10 protein-coding genes, 5 tRNA genes and 1 riboswitch are annotated in these 18041 nt (G+C 70.7%); of the genes, 7 read left to right on the top strand and 8 right to left on the bottom strand.

Annotated features, from left to right (window positions below; genetic code table 11):
- Positions 1-8: 8 nt before the first annotated feature.
- Positions 9-154: riboswitch (cyclic di-AMP (ydaO/yuaA leader) on the bottom strand.
- A 259-nt stretch (positions 155-413) separates the two neighbouring features.
- Positions 414-1520, bottom strand: a complete 1107-nt coding sequence (locus tag OG574_RS25305; RefSeq protein ID WP_326775064.1) for a PP2C family protein-serine/threonine phosphatase — start codon at positions 1518-1520, stop codon at positions 414-416.
- A gap of 199 nt (positions 1521-1719) precedes the next feature.
- On the opposite strand from OG574_RS25305, the gene OG574_RS25300 reads away from it, so the two are divergent.
- Positions 1720-1793: transfer RNA gene (locus OG574_RS25300), tRNA-Met, on the top strand.
- Positions 1794-1844: 51 nt separating this feature from the next.
- Here OG574_RS25300 and OG574_RS25295 read toward each other — a convergent pair.
- Positions 1845-2300: a tellurite resistance TerB family protein gene (locus OG574_RS25295; RefSeq protein WP_326775063.1), complete on the bottom strand. Its 456-nt coding sequence runs from the start codon at positions 2298-2300 to the stop codon at positions 1845-1847.
- Positions 2301-2478: 178 nt separating this feature from the next.
- Here OG574_RS25295 and mgtA point away from each other — a divergent pair, with 178 nt between their 5' ends.
- A complete protein-coding gene (mgtA, locus tag OG574_RS25290; protein WP_326775062.1) occupies positions 2479-5037 on the top strand; it encodes a magnesium-translocating P-type ATPase in 2559 nt (852 codons plus the stop codon).
- 73 nt (positions 5038-5110) lie between these two features.
- Here the strand turns inward: mgtA and OG574_RS25285 are convergent.
- From OG574_RS25285 to OG574_RS25265, 5 genes are all read right to left on the bottom strand, one after another.
- Positions 5111-5183 (bottom strand) — tRNA-Lys (locus tag OG574_RS25285).
- 121 nt (positions 5184-5304) lie between these two features.
- Positions 5305-6849, bottom strand: a complete 1545-nt coding sequence (locus tag OG574_RS25280; RefSeq protein WP_398376075.1) for an amino acid permease — start codon at positions 6847-6849, stop codon at positions 5305-5307.
- 171 nt (positions 6850-7020) lie between these two features.
- A complete protein-coding gene (locus OG574_RS25275) occupies positions 7021-9273 on the bottom strand; it encodes a DEAD/DEAH box helicase (RefSeq protein ID WP_326775061.1) in 2253 nt (750 codons plus the stop codon).
- 234 nt (positions 9274-9507) lie between these two features.
- The gene (locus OG574_RS25270; RefSeq protein WP_326775060.1) at positions 9508-10026 is read right to left on the bottom strand and encodes a hypothetical protein; all 519 of its coding nucleotides are present in this window, start codon (positions 10024-10026) and stop codon (positions 9508-9510) included.
- A 127-nt stretch (positions 10027-10153) separates the two neighbouring features.
- Positions 10154-10504: a metallopeptidase family protein gene (locus tag OG574_RS25265; protein WP_326775059.1), complete on the bottom strand. Its 351-nt coding sequence runs from the start codon at positions 10502-10504 to the stop codon at positions 10154-10156.
- 81 nt (positions 10505-10585) lie between these two features.
- Here OG574_RS25265 and OG574_RS25260 point away from each other — a divergent pair, with 81 nt between their 5' ends.
- The 4 genes from OG574_RS25260 to OG574_RS25245 all read left to right on the top strand — a co-directional run bounded on the left by OG574_RS25260 (position 10586) and on the right by OG574_RS25245 (position 12624).
- A complete protein-coding gene (locus OG574_RS25260) occupies positions 10586-12163 on the top strand; it encodes a metallophosphoesterase family protein (RefSeq protein ID WP_326775058.1) in 1578 nt (525 codons plus the stop codon).
- 176 nt (positions 12164-12339) lie between these two features.
- A tRNA-Glu gene (locus OG574_RS25255) sits at positions 12340-12412 on the top strand.
- 39 nt (positions 12413-12451) lie between these two features.
- Positions 12452-12526: transfer RNA gene (locus tag OG574_RS25250), tRNA-Asp, on the top strand.
- A gap of 24 nt (positions 12527-12550) precedes the next feature.
- Positions 12551-12624, top strand: a tRNA-Phe gene (locus OG574_RS25245).
- 129 nt (positions 12625-12753) lie between these two features.
- Here OG574_RS25245 and OG574_RS25240 read toward each other — a convergent pair.
- Positions 12754-13854 (bottom strand): ABC transporter permease, encoded by a 1101-nt coding sequence (locus tag OG574_RS25240; RefSeq protein ID WP_326775057.1) that lies wholly within the window; start codon positions 13852-13854, stop codon positions 12754-12756.
- Between the two features lie 121 nt (positions 13855-13975).
- Between OG574_RS25240 and hrpA the strand changes: the two genes are divergently transcribed.
- The gene (hrpA, locus tag OG574_RS25235) at positions 13976-17971 is read left to right on the top strand and encodes an ATP-dependent RNA helicase HrpA (RefSeq protein WP_326775056.1); all 3996 of its coding nucleotides are present in this window, start codon (positions 13976-13978) and stop codon (positions 17969-17971) included.
- Positions 17972-18041 lie beyond the last annotated feature (70 nt).

Genomic DNA, 18041 nt, shown 5'->3' with positions numbered 1-18041 from the left:
GGCGCGCTCCTTTCCTTCCTTCTCGCCTACCGGGTTAGCTGACGGGTTCGGAGCAGGAAGGTCTCCTACCGACGCCTTCCGCAAGGAAAGACGTCCGATTCACCCCAAGTTGGTGGTTCCCCGGCTCCCTTGCGGGATTAGGCGCGTGCGCACGGAGCCATCTCTTGTGACGGCTGGGACGACCGCGCTGCGTTATCGAACGTTAATAGACACCGGGGTCCGATTCCAAGCCGTTCCGACTGATCGTTAACGCCTTTGGCCTGGACTTATCGGGGCACGAGCGGGCGGAATCGGGCGAGTTGACCGGCCGTCGGAGCGGGCCGCTCATCTGACGGTTTGTCAAATGTTATGCGCAGCGACGCCGTTCGACTACGGAAGGTGAAGGCGGCGGTCACGGCTGCTTCACTGCTGCTTCACGGCCGCCTCACCGCGAGCAGCGCCATGTCGTCCGTCGTGCCGCCCCCGGTGTGCCGGCGGACCTCGGCGGTGAGCGCGGCCAGCAGCGGATCGGGGCCCGAGAACATCCGCCCCGCGAGCCGGGCCGCGGGGTCGTAGAAGGTGCCCTCCGCGTCGCGCGCCTCCGAGAGACCGTCGGTGTAGAGCAGCAGCGTCGCCCCGGACGGGAACTCCGTCTCGGACGCCCGGTCGGGCCAGCTGCCGAGGCCACCCATCCCGAGCGGCAGCGCGGGCTCCGGCGGTGACAGGACCTTGAGCGCCCCGTCGCCGCCCAGGATCAGGGGTTCCGGATGGCCGCGGTTGATGACCCGTACGAGGGCGTTGCCGTGCGGGATCTCGGCGAGCACGGCCGTGGTGAAACCCTCGGACTCGTCGAGGCCGTTGCGCCGCAGCCCCTCCCGCGCGAGCGCCCGCTCCAGGCGCTGCGCGACCGCCTCCAGGGTCGCCTCCTGCTCGGCCGCCTCCCGGAAGGCGCCGATGACGACGGCCACGGCGGACACCGCGCCCATGCCCTTCCCGCGTACGTCGCCCACGACGAGCCGCACCCCGTGCGGGGTGTCCTGCACCGCGTACAGGTCGCCCCCGATGAAGGCCCCCTCCTGGGCCGCCTCGTAGCGGGCCGCGATCTCCAGGCCGCCGATGCGCTCCGCTGGCTCGGGCAGGACGGCGCGCTGGGCCGCCTCGGCGATCTGGCGCACGGAGGTGAGCTGCTCACTGCCCCGCCGCACGACGCGGTTCATGACACAGGCGAGGACGGCGACGGTGACGACCGTGACGAGTTCGGTGATGGCATCGGTGTCGTAACTGCGGGTGTATCTGAGATGCACCCCGAGTACGACGGCGACGGTCGCGAGGCCGGTCAGGAAAGTGCCGCGGGGCGAGAAGAACGGGGCGGCGACCAGCGGGGCGGCGGTGAAGAGGGGCACGCCGGTGAACGTCGACGGCGTGACGTAGTCGTAGATCGCCCCGACCACGATGAGCAGCACGGGCAGCAGACGTACGAAGAACCGGGCCCGGGACAGGCCCTGCTCCGCCTCTCGCCCGTGTCCTCCTCGCTGCCCCACCGCTCGTCTCCCGCCACCGTCCGCGTCGGTCCCGCGCCTGCGCACGTCGTCGGGCCCCACCCCAGGGTTCCCCTGCAAAAGGCGGCGGGCGACCTGGCGGGACCGACCGGGTGAAAGGGGCCCGAGGCGGCGGACCATGGAACGCCGGGCAACCGATTCGCGTTCTGTCGCCGCAATGGCGTAGAGTCGTGTTTACCGACGCGGGGTGGAGCAGCTCGGTAGCTCGCTGGGCTCATAACCCAGAGGTCGCAGGTTCAAATCCTGTCCCCGCTACTGAAGGCCGAAGGCCCGGAACCAATGGTTCCGGGCCTTCGGTGTATCCGCCTACAGGTCGAACTCGTGCGGGGGCAGGTCGAGCATCAGGCAGGCCTCGCGGACGACGGCCTGCTCGGCCTTGTCGAAGTCGCCGTCCGCGCCGCCGATGACGATGCCGATCTGGATGACCGCGCGCGCCTCGGCGGGCTTCTTCTTCGCCTTGGCGATCTCCTGGAGGACGCTGACCTTGCCGAAGTCGAAGTCGGCGGTCAGCTTGTTCAGATTCGCGTCGAAGCGGCTCTGGAGCTGGTCCGCCGGGAAGTTCTGCAGCACCTCGTTCGTGGAGATGAGCTGGGCCACGCGGCTGCGCTCGGCCGGGTCGATGTTCCGGTCGGCCGCGGCGACCAGCGCGCACATCGCCATGCTCGCGTCACGGAAGGCGCCGCTCTTCAGGTCGTTCTTCTTCGCCATGAGCTGCGTCTGCATCGTCGACGCGGACTCCTTGAAGCGATCCCACAGGGCCATGACTCTCCTCGATCGACACGTACTGATCTTCTACAGCTCTGTAGAAACTAGCGGAGGGCGGCAGAAGTTCCGCCCCTAAACTGAAGGCTCGAACCCATTGCCGGGGAGCCTTTCGCGGTCCGATGAACGGGAGAAGACGACGGTGACGACACCCGAGAATCCCTGACGGCGCCCGAGAGTGACCGACACAGCCCCGGAGACGGACCCCGGCCGTACGACCCTCCAGCTCCTGCGCTCCCTCGACAGCGGCCCGCGCGGCCTCACCGAGGCGGAGGCCGAGCGGCGCCTCGCCCGCCACGGCGAGAACGTCCTGCCGGATACGCGTCCCCTGTCCTGGCCCCGCCTGGCCGCCCGCAGCCTGCGCGACCCGTTCACCGGCGTCCTGCTCTGCCTCGGCCTCGTCTCGGCGACCGTCGCGGCCTGGGGCACCGCCTGCGTGATCCTCGTCCTGGTCGCCGTCAGCTGCGGCCTGCGCTCCGCCGGCGAGCGCCGCGCGGACAGCGCCATGGCGGGCCTGCGCGACCTGGTCGCGACGACGGCGACCGTGCTGCGCCGCCCCGGCGACGACGAGAGCGCCCCACCGGCCGAACACGAGGCCCCCGTAAGCCAGTTGGTGCCCGGCGACGTGGTGCTGCTCGGTCCCGGCGACCTGGTCCCCGCCGACGTACGCCTCCTGCGGGCGCAGGGCCTGACCGTGCAACAGGCCGCGTTCACCGGGGAGTCGGTGCCCGTCGACAAGCGGCCCGTGGACCTGCCCACGGACGGCGAGTCGGCGCATCTGTGCTTCCAGGGCGGCAGCGTGGCCTCCGGGAGCGCGAGCGCCGTGGTGCTCGCGACGGGCGCCGGCACCCGCTTCGCCGCCTCCCACCGCACGGTCGGCGCACCGCGCGGGGCGAGCGCGTTCGAGCGCTCCGTGCACGGCATCTCCTGGACCCTGATCCGCTTCATGCTGCTGACGCCGCCGCTGGTCCTGATGGCGGGCGCCGCGCTGCGCGGCCGGGGCCTGGAGACCCTGCCGTTCGCCGTCGCGGTGGCCGTCGGGCTCACTCCGGAGATGCTGCCGGTCATCGTCACGACGGCGCTCGCCCGCGGCTCCGCGCTGCTCGCCCGCACCCACGGCGTCATCGTCAAACGGCTCCCCGCGCTGCACGACATCGGCGCCGTCGACATCCTCTGCGTCGACAAGACAGGCACCCTCACCCAGGACCGCCCGGCCGTCGACCTCGCCCGCACCGACCCCGACGCCTTGCACTGGGCGGCCGTCGCCGCCTGGTGGACGCTCCAGCTCGCCGACCTGCCGACCCCGGACACGCTCGACGAGGCGGTCATCACGCAGGGCCTCGCGGCAGACCCGGCCGTCACGGACACGTACGACGGGATCACCGCCCTGCCCTTCGACCCCGTACGCCGCCTCGCCACCGCCGTCGTCCGGCGGCCCGGCGGCCTCGGCACGGTCACGCTCGCCGTCAAAGGCTCCGTGGAGAACGTCCTCGACCGGTGCGCCCTCGACGACACCGAGCGCGCGAGCCTGCTCGCCCGGGCCGCGGCGCTGTCCGGCGACGGGCTCCGGCTCCTCGCCGTGGCGACCGCCGAACGCCCCGCCCGGCACCGCCCGTACCGCACCGCCGACGAACGCGGCCTCACCTTCACCGGCTTCGTCGCCTTCACCGACGCCCTCGTGCCGACCGCCGCGCAGGCCCTGCGCGATCTCGGAGAGCGCGGCGTCACGGTCAAGGTGCTCACCGGCGACCACCCCGGCACCGCCGCTCGCGCCCTGCGCGATCTGGGGCTCGCCCCCGGCGACGTACAGACCGCGGACGTCCTCGACGCGCTCACGGACGGGGAACTGGCCCGCCTCGCCCACCGCACCACCGTCTTCGCCCGCTGTACCCCCGCCCACAAGGCGCGCATCGTCACCGCCCTGCGCGCCGGCGGGGAGACGACCGTCGGCTTCCTGGGCGACGGCGTGAACGACCTGCCCGCGCTGCGCGCCGCCGACGTCGGGATCTGCCCGCGCGACGCGGTCCCCGTGGCGCGCGACGCGGCGGACATCGTGCTCGCGCAGCCCGCGGACCGGCCGGGCAAGGACCTCACCGCGATCGGCCACGCGATCGCCGCGGGCCGCCACAGCAGCGGCAACATCGCCACGTATCTGCGCGTCACGCTCTCCTCGAACCTCGGCAACGTGATCGCGATGCTCTCGGCGGGCCTCCTGCTGCCGTTCCTGCCGATGCTCCCGGCGCAGGTGCTCGCGCAGAACCTGTGCTTCGACGGGGCCCAGCTCTCGTTCGCCTTCGACCGCCCGGCGCCCGACGCCCTGCGCCGGCCCACGACGCTGCGCCCGCGCGACTTCCTGCGCTTCATCACCGGGTTCGGCGTCCTCAACGCCGCCGCCGACCTCGCGACCTTCGGCGTCCTCGCGCTCGCCCTGCGCTCCACGGCGGGCGCGGCCGACGAGGCTGCGTTCCACTCGGGCTGGTTCACCGAGAACCTCCTGACGCAGGCTCTGGTGATGCTGCTCCTGCGCACCGGCCGCGCCCCGCGCACCCCGGGCCCGGTCCGCTGGGCGGTCGCGTCCCTGACCGCCGTCGGCATCCTGCTGCCCCTGACCCCCGCCGCCCGCCCGCTCGGCATGACTCCCCTGCCGCCCGTGTACTACGCGCTCCTCGCGGCGGTCCTCGCCCTGTACGCGGTCGCGCTGACGGCGGTGAAGAGGCGGTACCTGCGGGAGGCGTGAGGGCCGGCGGAGTTCGGCGGGAACAGCACAGCGGCCCGGCCGGCCGAAGCCGTCCGGGCCGCTGTTCACGCGGTAGACCCTGTGGGACTCGAACCCACAACCAATGGATTAAAAGTCCACTGCTCTGCCAATTGAGCTAAGGGTCCACGCGCCGGCCCGCGCCGACGCATCCCCGAGCATAGCCCGCCGGGGCCGGGAGGCCGATCGGGTATCGGCCTCCGCGGCCTGTCGGATGTCACACGGGCGGCCGGGCGGGGCGCCCGCCGCTCACGGATCGACCGGTTCCGGCGCTCCCACGCGCCCCGCCTCACGCGCGACGGTCCGCGCGTGCTCCGGGTTGAGGAACCAGTGCCGGGCCGACACCAGCCACCACACGCCCGCGAATCCGAGGACCACAAGGACCGCGATCGGGGCGTAGTTGAACGTCTCCCATGTGACCGGCGAGACCTGCGGCAGCATGAAGAGGACCGTGATGACGGCGACCCACACCACCGCCACGATCCCGATCGGCCGCGACCACCTGCCCAGGTGCCAGGGCCCGCGCTCGAAGTCGTCGCCCTTGCGCAGCCGCAGCAGGGTCGGGACGACGTAGGCGATGTAGAGACCGATGACGGCGATCGAGGTCACGGCCGCGTACGCCGTGACGTTGATGAGGTACGGCAGTCCGAGCACGAGCGCGCCGAGCGCCGCCAGCCACACCGCGGCGACGGGGGTACGGGTGCGCGGGCTGACGGTGTGCCAGACATGCGAGAACGGCAGCGCGCCGTCACGCGAAAAGGCGTAGATCATACGGCTGTTGGCGGTGACGGAGGCCATGCCGCAGAAGAGCTGCGCGCCGATGACGACGAGGAGCAGCAGCTTCCCGGCGGTCGCCCCGAGCGCGTCGAGCAGGATCTGCGCGGGCGGCGCGCCCGTGGCCGAGCCGAGGGCGCCCTGGTACGACTGGATGGCGAAGGTGAAGCCGAGGAGCAGCACGAACCCGGCGATCCAGGACGTCCAGATGGACCGCACGATGCCCTTCGGCCCCGCGGTGGACGCGTCGTGGGTCTCCTCGGTCATGTGCGCGGAGGCGTCGTAGCCGGTGAAGGTGTACTGGGCCATCAGCAGTCCGATCAGGACGACGTAGAACCCGCTGCCCCAGCCGGTGTTGTTGACGAACTTCGTGAAGACGAAGGACGCGGACTGGTGGCTGTCCGGCGCGAAGGCGAGGGCGCCGACGATGACGGCGACGCCGACGACGTGCCACCAGACGCTGACGCTGTTGAGCAGCCCGACGATGCGCACGCCGAAGGTGTTGAGGAGTCCGTGCAGCACGAGGATCGCCGCGAACAGCAGGATCGTCCGCCCCGGCGTCACCTCGAAGTCGAACTGGAGGTTCAGATACGCGCCGAGGAAGGACGCGGCGCCGAAGTCGATTCCGGCGGTCACCGCGACCTGACCGAGGACGTTGAACCAGCCCGTGAACCACGCCCAAGCGGCGGCCGTCCGCGCGGGTGCGAGCCGGTGCGCCCAGAAGTAGAGGCCGGCGGAGGTCGGGTACGCGGAACAGATCTCCGCCATCGCGAGCCCGACGAACAGCGTCATGAGGCCGACCCCGACCCACCCCCAGGTGATCAGGGCGGGGCCGCCGGTGTTCATCCCGAACAGATACATCGTCAGGCACCCGGAGAGCACCGAGATGATCGTGAAGGAGACGGCGTAGTTGGAGAACGCCGACATCCTGCGGGCGAGGACCTGCGTGTAGCCGAGCTGGGCGAGACGTTCCTCGTCGGTCGATGGCGGCGGTTGCTGCGTCGTCGGGTCACTTGTCATGCCCCCAGCGATTCCCGTACCGGGGGCGGGGCATGCGCGGGCATTGGCCAAAAAATGCCCGCGGGTGAACGGCGGTACAGGAGCGCGAAAGGAAAGAAGGGCCCGGGAGACGTGATCGTCTCCCGGGCCCTTCTCAGGTCAGGCCGTCAGGTACCGCGGCCTTCAGCCGTTTCAGCCGTTGCGCTTCCAGCGCGGCTTCTCGTCGCGGCGGAACGAGGAACCACCGGTCGAGCCGGAGCCCGCACCGCGGTGGTCGTCGCGGCGGCCGTACGGACGGTCGTGACCACCGGAGCGGAAGCCGCCGCCGGCGGGACGGTCGTCGCGACGGTCACGGTTGAACGGACGGTCGCTGCCGCGGTGGCCGCCGGAGGGGCGGTCGTCACGGCGGAAGCCGCCGCCCGAGGGGCGCTCGTCACGACGGTCGCGGTTGAAGCCGCCACCGGAGGGACGGTCGTCGCGACGGTCACGGTTGAAGCCGCCGGACGGACGGTCGTTGTCACGGCGGAAGCCGCCGGACGGACGGTCGTTGTCACGACGCTCGAAGGAACGGCCACCGCGGTCGTCACGACGGTCGCGGTCGAAGCCGCCACGGTTGTCGTCACGGCGGTCACGGTTGAAGCCGCCACCGGAGGGACGGTCGTCGCGACGGAAGCCACCACGGTCGTTGTCACGACGGTCACGGTTGAAGCCGCCACCGGAGGGACGGTCGTCGCGACGGAAGCCACCACGGTCGTTGTCACGACGGTCACGGTTGAAGCCGCCCGACGGACGGTCGTCGCGACGGTCGCGCTTCTCGTAGTTGCCCCGCTCGTCACGGCGCTGCGGACGCTGCTCGTACGAGGACGAACGCTCCTGGCGCTCGGCCGGCGCGGCAGCCTGCTCCGGGACGGACGCCTCGGCGGTCTTCTCGGCAGCGGCGGCGACGGCGGCGGCGACACCCTCGGCGTCCTCGCCGCGCTCACGGGCGGCACGCGCGGTGAGGCGGTCGGCCTCCTCGCGCAGCTCGCCGGCGCGACGCGTGGCCCGCTCCAGCTCCTTGGTGAGGGAGGTGACCTCACGCTCGGCCTGCTGCGCGGCGTTGCCCGCGGACTCGGCCTGGACCTCGGTCATGGACCGGGCGCCGGTGATCTCGGCGACCTCCGGGTCGAAGGCGGCACCGCCCTGGATGATGTGGCGCGAGGCGTCGACGCCCGCGTCCTCCATGAGGCGGAAGATCTGGCGGCGCTGGTGCGGCAGCGACAGGGAGACGACGACACCGGACTTGCCGGCACGCGCGGTACGGCCCGAGCGGTGCAGGTAGTCCTTGTGGTCACCGGCCGGGTCCACGTTCAGGACCAGGTCGATGCCGTCGACGTGGATACCGCGGGCGGCGACGTCGGTGGCGACGAGCGTGTTGACGTAGCCGTCCTTGAAGTCGGCGAGGACGCGGGTACGAGAACCCTGCGTCATGCCGCCGTGCAGCGCGTCGGCCTTCACGCCGGCGTCCTGGAGCTGCTCGGCGATGCGGTCGGCGCCCAGCTGGGTGCGGACGAAGATGATCGTGCGGCCCTTGCGGGAGGCGATCGCGGCGGTGACCGGCGCCTTGTCCTTGGGCTTCACGATCAGGATGTGGTGGGTCATGGTCGTGACGGCGCCCTGGGCGGCGTCGACCTCGTGCGTGACCGGGTTGGTCAGGTAGCGCTTGACCAGCGTGGAGATCTCGTTCTCCATCGTGGCCGAGAACAGCATGCGCTGGCCGTCGGCCGGGACCTGGTCGAGCAGCTCGGTGACCTCGGGCAGGAAGCCCAGGTCGGACATCTGGTCGGCCTCGTCGAGAACGGCGATCTCGACGTTCTCGAGCGAGCAGGCGCCACGGTTGATGATGTCGCGCAGACGGCCCGGGGTGGCGACGAGGACGTCGACGCCGCGCTCGAGGGCGTAGATCTGGTTGCCCATGGACGTACCGCCGCAGACGACCTTCATCTTCAGGCCGAGGACGTCGCCGTAGGGCTGGAGGGCGTCGGCGACCTGCATCGCCAGCTCGCGGGTCGGGGTCAGGATGACCGCGCGGGGCTTCTTCTTCTCAGTGTGACCGCCGGCGAGACGCGCCAGGGTCGGCAGACCGAAGGAGAGGGTCTTGCCGGAGCCGGTGCGGCCACGGCCGAGGATGTCCTTGCCGGCCAGGGCGTCCGGGATGGTCGCGGCCTGGATCGGGAACGGCGCGGTCACGCCGTTCTGCGCGAGCTTGCGGACGATGCCCTCGGGCAGACCGAGGTCGCCGAAGGTCAGGGTGGGCTCGGCGGGGGTGTCGGTGTCGACCTCGGCGGAGGCGCTGTCAGCGACCTCTCCGACGGCAACGGCAGTCACGTCCTCGTCGACGGCGAGAACCTGCACGGCCTCGTCGTTCTCGGGCATGACGGTGTGGTCAGAACTGGAAATGGACATGCGAAATGCGAAACCTTCCGGAGTCTCGGCACGCGCCCGTCAACTCCGTGAATTTCGCAATCGACCGCCTCAATGCGGTCCAGCCACGGCTGGGGAGAGAACGCGCCACGCGGCGCTCTCTTAACGGCGCCGGGCAAATGGGATCAAACGATCTACCACCATAGTCACCCACCACCCCCTCGCGCAAACCGATCCCCTGAGACCCCGCTCACACCCGACCCCTGGGCAAGAGTCCTACGCAGGCATCCCCGCCCGCGGCGCCGGCTCCCGGTCGACCTGCACCCGGGCCGACGCCTGTTCGTGCGCCGACGACGAGGGCTCCGCGGTGGTCGGGTCCGGCGTCGGCGTGGGGGTGTCCGGGGGCGGCGTGGGCGTGTCCGGCACGGTGCGCGTCGGGGTCGGCCGGGACGGTGGCGTGGTCCGCCCGCTCGCCGAGGGCTTCACCGGACCCGTTGCGCCGTTGGAGGGACTCGCGGAGGGCGAGGCGGCGCGCGAGGCCGCGTCGGACGCGGTGCCGCTCGGCGACGACGACCCCTTCGCGCCTTCCCGGCCCCCGGCCTGCTCCTCGCCGCCCCCGGGGACCACCGCCCCGCCGTCCGGCGCCGCCCGCCCGCCGTGCCGCCCCGCCGAGTGCGACGGGGCGGTCCCGCCCCCCTCGTGGGCGACGCTCATGCAGCCGGTGGTCGCCGCCGTGACGGCCACCACCGCCGCGGCCAGTCGGACCAGACGAGGGGGTACGGACAGCTGGCGCACGGGCGAGCACCTCCGGGGCGCTGAAAAGCTGGAGCTGAAGCGATACGGGAACCGCCGAAAAGAACCGGCGTCACCGTTCCCAACTCCCGTCCCCCGCAAGAGGACACGCCCGCTCACGGCCCGGCCGTCACCCGTATCCGAGGGCGTGCAGCCGCGCGTCGTCGATCCCGAAGTGGTGGGCGATCTCGTGGACCACGGTGATCTCCGTCTCCGCGACGACGTCTTCGCGGGACTCGCACATCCGCAGCGTGGGTCCCCGGTAGACGGTGATGCGGTCGGGCAGCACGCCCGCGTACCACTCACCCCGGTCCGTCAGCGGCGTCCCTTCGTAGAGGCCGAGCAACTCAGGTTCCCCGGCGGCGGGCTCGTCCTCGACGAACACCGCCACGTTGTCCATGAGCCGCGTCAGCTCCGGCGGAATCCGGTCCAGGGCTTCGGCGACCAGTTCCTCGAACTCCTCGCGCGTCATCTCCAGCACACGGCCATTGTCGGCCACTCACCCCCAGATCGACCTGTCCGTCCGGGCATACGGGACCATCCGTATGGGCATACGGGACCAATGGCCCGCGCCCCCGCTGTCGCCGCCCTGTCCGCCCTGCGGAACATCCCCTCCGCGGTAGGCCGCCACCATCGCGCCCGCCGCCCCCGCCCCACCGGCGATCTCACCCTCCAGCCCCGCCCGTACCTCCGCGCCCTGGGCCTCGCGGCCGTCGTCCTCATGGGCGCGTGGCTCGGCCTGCTCGTCGTGGGGAACGTCCGCGTCCCGGTGGGCCCGATGGACACCCGGATGACGCTGCGCCCGTCCCTGACCGGCGGCACGAAGATCAACGTCTCGCCGCTCGGCTCCCTGGAACTCAAGTCGCACACGGCCCCCATCCGCCTCGACGTGGACGTCGACCGCCTCGACCCGGTCCGCTCCCAGGCCCTGGTCGACCACCCCGAGCGCCTCTCGGGCCTCCAGGACGAGGTCACCCGCGACGTCGAGCACGGCACCCTCGACCTCGCCCTGCGCTCCTGCGTCGCCGTCGTCTCCGGCGCCACCGCGCTCGGCCTCGCCGTCTACCGCCGCCCCCGCCGCGCGCTCGGCGCCGGCGGCCTCGCACTCGCCCTCCTGGCGGCCTCGGGAGGGGCGGCGTACGCGACCTGGAACCCCAAGTCGGTCCTGGAGCCGAAGTTCTCGGGCCTGCTCTCCTCGGCCCCCTCGGTCGTCGGCAACGCGCGCTCGATCGTCACCGAATTCGACGTCTACCAAAAGGAGTTGGCGCGCCTGGTGACCAATGTGACCAAGCTCTACGACGTGACGTCGACGCTCCCCGCGTACCGGCCGGACCCGTCCACGATCCGCGTCCTGCACGTCTCGGACATCCACCTCAACCCGGCCAGCTGGAAGATCATCTCCTCGCTCGTCGAGCAGTACGACATCTCGGTGATCGTCGACTCCGGCGACACGATGGACCACGGCTCGGCGGCCGAGAACCCGTTCCTCGACCCGATCAAGGACCTCGGCGCCCCGTACATCTGGGTCCGCGGCAACCACGACTCGGCGACCACCCAGCGCTACCTCTCACACATCAGGAACGTCCGCGTCCTCGACAACGGCAAGGCGGTCACCGTCGCCGGGCTGCGCTTCGCCGGCACCGGGGACCCCCAGTACACGCCGGACCGCGCGGTCAAGGCGCAGGGCGACCCGGCGGAGCGCATGGCGGGCATCCGGCTCGCCTCCGCGCTGCGCGACCAGCGGGAGGCGGGCACGCCGGTGGACATCGCGATCGCCCACAACCCGGTGGCCGCCCGCGAGACGGACGGCACGGTCCCGCTGGTCCTCGCGGGCCACATCCACCACGAAGCGACCGAGGTGATGAAGCTGGGCACGCGGCTACGTATCGAGGGCTCGACCGGCGGCAGCGGTCTGCGCGCCGTCGACGACGGCTCCCCCGACCCGGTGCAGGCGTCGGTCCTCTATCTGGACCGCGACACGCGCCGTCTGCAGGCCTGGGACGAGATCGAACTGGGCGGCCTCGGCCTGACGACGGCACAGGTCAGCCGCCATCTGCCCAAGGAGAACCAGCCGGGCGCGACCCCCTCGCCGACGCCGCCCACGGGCTCGCCCACACCCTCGCCTATTCGGTTTGGCTGACACCGAAACGCCGTAGTACAGTCTGCGACGTGCCCAAGGGCGCCGGTCAGGGCTTGACCGTTCCAAGACCTCCAGAGGTCGAGGAAGAAGCGGAACCTCTTGGGGGAAGCGGAGTCACATGCTTCTCACGTCCTCTTCTGGGCGATAGACGCAGAAGCAGCAAGGCCAGTAGTTTTGCCCTCATCGTCTAGTGGCCCAGGACGCCGCCCTTTCAAGGCGGTAGCACGGGTTCGAATCCCGTTGGGGGCACGCAACATCCTGTGCGACACTTGTGTCGCACAACAGCTTGGTCCTGTGGAGCAGTTTGGAGTGCTCGCCACCCTGTCAAGGTGGAGGCCGCGGGTTCAAATCCCGTCAGGACCGCTGCGATTCGTTCGCGAACCGCGTGGCTGGGTAGCTCAGTTGGTACGAGCGATCGCCTGAAAAGCGATAGGTCGCCGGTTCGATCCCGGCCCCAGCCACAAGATTCAGGCCCCGTCCCCGGACGGGGCCTGTTGCGTCTTCCCAGCGGAACACCGCTTGAGCCACCGTCCGAAAGCCCTGTCTCCGACGGGGCTTTCGGCGTATCCGGGCGCAGTCACCCGACAGGGTCACGCCCCCGGCGCCCCCACATGGGCCGGTTCCGTCGTTCGGCCGCCCGGGTGGCGGTGGCGCCAGACCCAGAAGATCGTGGTCGACAGCAGGGCCCATGCCGTGAGGACCAGGAACGGGAACACGTGCTGGTGCCCGCCGAAGTACACGGCCGTGTGCTGCGCGTTCACGGAGCCGCCCGGCGGCAGCCACCGCCCGATGCGGCCGAGCGCCGACGGCAGCAGCGGCCACGACACCGCGCCGCCCGACGACGGGTTGCCGAGGAGCACCATCAGCCCCCAGGTCGGGATCATCGCCCAGCGGCCGACCAGCGTGTTGAACATCGTGAAGACCATCCCCGACGTGAACATCGTCAGCGCGAGGATGGCCCAGGACTCGGCGAACGGCAGATCGAGCGCGCCCAGCCACCAGTCCACGACCGCCGCGATCACGAAGCCCCCGAGCATCGCGTACACCGCGGTGTAGGCGATGCGCTCCAGCGGATTGAGGGCGCTCGCTTGAACGCTCAGCTGGATCGCGCCGACGAAGCCGATGATGACGGCAGCCAGCGAGATGTAGAAGATCGCGAGGCCGCGCGGGTCGCCCTTCTGAAGCGGTTTGATGTCGGTCACGGTGACCGGGACCCCGAGTGCGGCGCCGACCTGCGGGGTGGTCTCGGCGAGGACCTGCGCCACCGAGGCGCCGGAGGCTCCCGAGACCTTGAGCGCGACGCGGTCCCCGTGCCGTACGTCGAGGATCGCGAAGACTTTCTGCTGGTCCACGCCCTCGGCGGCCGCCGCGACGCTGTCGTACAGATGCACTTCGAGGGACGCGTTCAGCGCCTTCTCCATGCCGGCCAGGAACGCCGCCCCGCCGTGCTTCGCGTTCGCCGCGCCCACCACCGCCGTGGGAATCCGGTGCGGCGTCGGGTTCGCCATCGTGTAGGTGTACGACCCCGCGAAGAGGCCCGCGGCGGCCGCGATGATGAACACGAGGACGGTCGCGGGCAGGAACGGCGACTTCTTGAAGTCCTCCCAGCGCTCCCCGCGCGTCGGCACGCGCCCGTGCGCGCCGTGGTCGTGTGCGCCGTGATCGTGATCGTCGTCGCTCGGCTCAGACATATGGACACGTTAAAACACCCGTATCGGACCTTCAGCGGCAAACGCCCCGGTCTCCACTGATACCGGCCCACGTCAAAACCATTCGCCACCCGTTTCCCGGAGGTGAGATCCTGAAGGACGTATGTCTACGCAGCCTGCCCCCGTCCTCGGCACCCTCGCCCAGCGCCTGTCCGAGCTGTCCCTGCGCGATGCGCACCGGCTCGGCCGCAGGCTCGAAGGCGCGCGCCGCATCCGCAAGCCCGAAGCCCGGGCCGCCGTGCTCGCCGAGATCGAGGCGGAGGCCGAGAAGGCCGAGGCCCGGACGGCGCAGCGCCGCGGCCGGTACGAGGCGCTCGAGATCACGTATCCCGAGCAGCTCCCCGTCAGCCAGAAGAAGGACGAGATCGCCGACGCGATCCGCGACCACCAGGTCGTGATCGTCGCGGGCGAGACCGGCTCCGGCAAGACGACCCAGATCCCCAAGATCTGCCTCGAGCTCGGCCGCGGCGTGCGCGGCATGATCGGGCACACCCAGCCCCGCCGGCTCGCGGCCCGCACGGTCGCCGAGCGGATCGCCGACGAGATGGACACCCCGCTGGGCGAGGCCGTCGGCTGGAAGGTCCGCTTCACGGACCAGGTCAGCCCGGACGCCACGTTCGTGAAGCTGATGACGGACGGCATCCTGCTCGCCGAGATCCAGACGGACCGCGAGCTGCGCGCGTACGACACGATCATCATCGACGAGGCCCACGAGCGGTCCCTGAACATCGACTTCCTGCTCGGTTATCTGGCGCAGCTGCTGCCCAGGCGCCCGGACCTGAAGGTCGTCATCACGTCGGCGACGATCGACCCCGAGCGCTTCTCCCGCCACTTCGGTGACGCCCCGATCGTCGAGGTCAGCGGCCGTACGTATCCGGTCGAGGTGCGCTACAGACCCCTGCTCGAAGAGGATTCGGACGACGCCGACCGGGATCAGATCACCGCGATCACGGACGCCGTGGAGGAGCTCCAGGGCGAGGGCAAGGGCGACATCCTCGTCTTCCTGTCCGGGGAGCGCGAGATCCGCGACACGGCGGACGCGCTGGAGAAGAAGAAGTTCCGGTTCACCGAGGTCCTGCCGCTCTACGCGCGCCTGTCGCACGCGGAGCAGCACCGCGTCTTCCAGCGCCCCTCGGGCTCGCTCCGCCGCATCGTCCTCGCGACGAACGTCGCGGAGACCTCGCTGACCGTCCCCGGCATCAAGTACGTGATCGACCCTGGCACCGCCCGCATCTCTCGGTACTCGCACCGCACGAAGGTGCAGCGCCTGCCCATCGAGGCGATCAGCCAGGCCAGCGCCAACCAGCGCAAGGGCCGCTGCGGCCGTACGTCGGACGGCATCTGCATCCGCCTGTACTCGGAGGACGACTTCGTCGCCCGCCCCGAGTTCACGGACGCGGAGATCCTCCGTACGAATCTCGCCTCCGTCATCCTCCAGATGACCGCGGCCGGGCTCGGCGACATCGAGAAGTTCCCCTTCATCGACCCGCCGGACCACCGCAACATCCGCGACGGCGTGCAGCTCCTCCAGGAGCTGGGCGCGCTGAACCCGGCGGAGAAGGACGTCCGTAAACGCCTCACCGAGCAGGGCCGCAAGCTCGCCCAGCTGCCGGTGGACCCGCGCCTGGCCCGGATGGTCCTGGAGGCCGACAAGAACGGCTGTGTGCGCGAGGTCATGGTGATCGCGGCCGCGCTGTCCATCCAGGACCCGCGCGAGCGCCCCAGCGACAAGCAGGCGCAGGCGGACCAGCAGCACGCCCGCTTCAAGGACGAGACGTCCGACTTCCTGGCGTTCCTCAACCTCTGGCGCTATGTGCGCGAGCAGCAGAAGACGCTCGGCTCGTCCGCGTTCCGCCGCATGTGCAAGTCGGAGTACCTGAACTTCCTGCGCATCCGCGAGTGGCAGGACATCTATACGCAGCTGCGTACGGTCGCCAAGCAGATGGGCCTTCATCTGGAGGAGCCTTCGGCGGGTGCTGACGCCCCCGACCAGCAGGTCCACATCTCGCTGCTCGCCGGCCTGCTCTCCCACATCGGGATGAAGGACGTGAAGGAGTCCACGGACAAGGACCCCAAGCAACGCGGCGGGCGGAACGAGTACCTGGGCGCGCGCAACGCCAAGTTCGCCGTCTTCCCCGGCTCCGCCCTCTTCAAGAAGCCCCCGCGCTTCATCATGTCCGCCGAGCTCGTCGAGACGTCGCGGCTGTGGGCCCGCGTCAACGCGAAGATCGAGCCGGAGTGGGTCGAGCCCCTCGCCGAACACCTCCTCAAGCGCACGTACAGCGAGCCGCACTGGGAGAAGGACCAGTCGGCCGTGATGGCGTACGAGAAGGTGACGCTGTACGGCGTCCCGCTCGTCGCCCAGCGCAAGGTGAACTACGGGCGCATCGACCCCGAGGTGAGCCGCGAGCTGTTCATCAGGAACGCGCTCGTCGAGGGGGACTGGCGCACGCACCACAAGTTCTTCTCGGACAACCGCAGGCTGCTCACCGAGGTCGAGGAGCTGGAGCACCGTGCCCGCCGCCGCGACATCGTCGTCGACGACGAGACGCTCTTCGACTTCTACGACCAGCGGGTCCCGGACCATGTCGTCTCGGGCGCCCACTTCGACAGCTGGTGGAAGCACAAGAAGCAGGACGAGCCCGAACTCCTCGACTTCGAGCGCTCGATGCTCATCCGCGAGTCGGCGGAGGCCATCACCAAGGACGACTATCCGGACTCGTGGCGCCAGGGTCCGCTGAAGTTCCGGGTGACGTACCAGTTCGAGCCGGGTGCGGACGCGGACGGTGTGACCGTCCACGTACCGCTCCAGGTGCTCAACCAGGTCACGTCCGAGGGCTTCGACTGGCAGATCCCGGGCCTGCGCGAGGACGTGGTCACGGAGCTGATCCGCTCCCTGCCCAAGCCGGTCCGCCGGCACTACGTCCCGGCGCCGAACTATGCGAAGGCGTTCCTGGAGCGGGCTGTGCCCTTGCAGGAACCGCTGCCCACGACGCTCGCCCGCGAGCTCCAGCGCATGGTCGGCGTCCCTGTCGCCCCCGACGACTTCGACCTGTCCCGCGTACCCGACCACTTGAAGATCACGTTCAGGATCGTCGACGAGCGGCGCAGGACCCTCGGCGAGGACAAGGACCTGGAGGCGCTCAAGCTCCGCCTCAAGCCGAAGGCCCGCAAGGCGATCTCGCAGGCGGCAGCGGCCACGGCCGAGCGCTCGGGCGGCGCGTCCGTGGAGCGCTCGGGCCTCACGGACTGGACGATCGGCACGCTCAGCCGTGTCTTCGAGACCCGGCGCGCCGGCCAGCCCGTCAAGGCGTACCCGGCGTTGGTCGACGACGGGAACACGGTCTCCGTCCGCCTCTTCGACACGGAGGCCGAGCAGCAGCAGGCGATGTGGAAGGGCACGCGCCGGCTGATCCTGCGCAACATCCCGGTCAACCCGGGCAAGTTCGCCTCGGACAAGCTGACCAACCCCCAGAAGCTCGCCCTGTCCGCGAACCCGCACGGCACGGTCCAGGCGCTCTTCGACGACTGCGCCATGGCCTCCTGCGACAAGCTCATCGCGGACTTCGGCGGCCCGGCCTGGGACGAGGAGTCGTACCGGAAGCTCTACGACAAGGTGCGCGCCGAGATCGTCGACACGACCGTACGGACGGTGGGCCAGGTCCAGCAGGTGCTCGCCGCCTGGCAGGCCTGCGAGCGCCGCCTGAAGTCCACGAAGAGCCCGACGCTGCTCGCCAACCTCACGGACGTGCGGACCCAGTTGACGGCCCTGATCCGCCCCGGCTTCGTCACGGACACCGGCCTGCGGCGCCTGCCCGACCTGGTGCGCTACCTGGTCGCGGCCGACCGGCGCCTGACGCAGATGCCGACGAACGTCCAGCGGGACACGTCGCGCATGGAGAAGGTCCACGAGATGCAGGACGAGTACGCGTGGCTGCTCGAACAGATGCCGCAGGGGCGGCCCGTGCCGCAGGAGGTCCTGGACATCCGCTGGATGCTGGAGGAGCTGCGGGTCAGCTACTTCGCCCACGCGCTCGGCACCGCGTACCCCGTCTCGGACAAGCGGATCGTGAAGGCGATCGACGCCGCAGCGCCGTAACGGACCGAGCACGTTAAGTGAGTTCGACCGCCGGGCCTGCGCTGCTGTACAGTCTCATCTCGCAGCACAG

The organism is Streptomyces sp. NBC_01445 (assembly GCF_035918235.1).
Lineage (GTDB): Bacteria > Actinomycetota > Actinomycetes > Streptomycetales > Streptomycetaceae > Streptomyces.
This window is presented reverse-complemented; position numbering and strand designations above follow the sequence as displayed.

Coding starts and splice junctions, on each gene's coding strand:
- hrpA (WP_326775056.1), top strand. CDS start 13,976: ATGTCTACGCAGCCTGCCCCCGTCCTCGGCACCCTCGCCCAGCGCCTG.
- OG574_RS25280 (WP_398376075.1), bottom strand. CDS start 6,849: ATGACAAGTGACCCGACGACGCAGCAACCGCCGCCATCGACCGACGAG.
- OG574_RS25260 (WP_326775058.1), top strand. CDS start 10,586: ATGGCCCGCGCCCCCGCTGTCGCCGCCCTGTCCGCCCTGCGGAACATC.
- OG574_RS25240 (WP_326775057.1), bottom strand. CDS start 13,854: ATGTCTGAGCCGAGCGACGACGATCACGATCACGGCGCACACGACCAC.
- OG574_RS25275 (WP_326775061.1), bottom strand. CDS start 9,273: ATGTCCATTTCCAGTTCTGACCACACCGTCATGCCCGAGAACGACGAG.
- OG574_RS25295 (WP_326775063.1), bottom strand. CDS start 2,300: ATGGCCCTGTGGGATCGCTTCAAGGAGTCCGCGTCGACGATGCAGACG.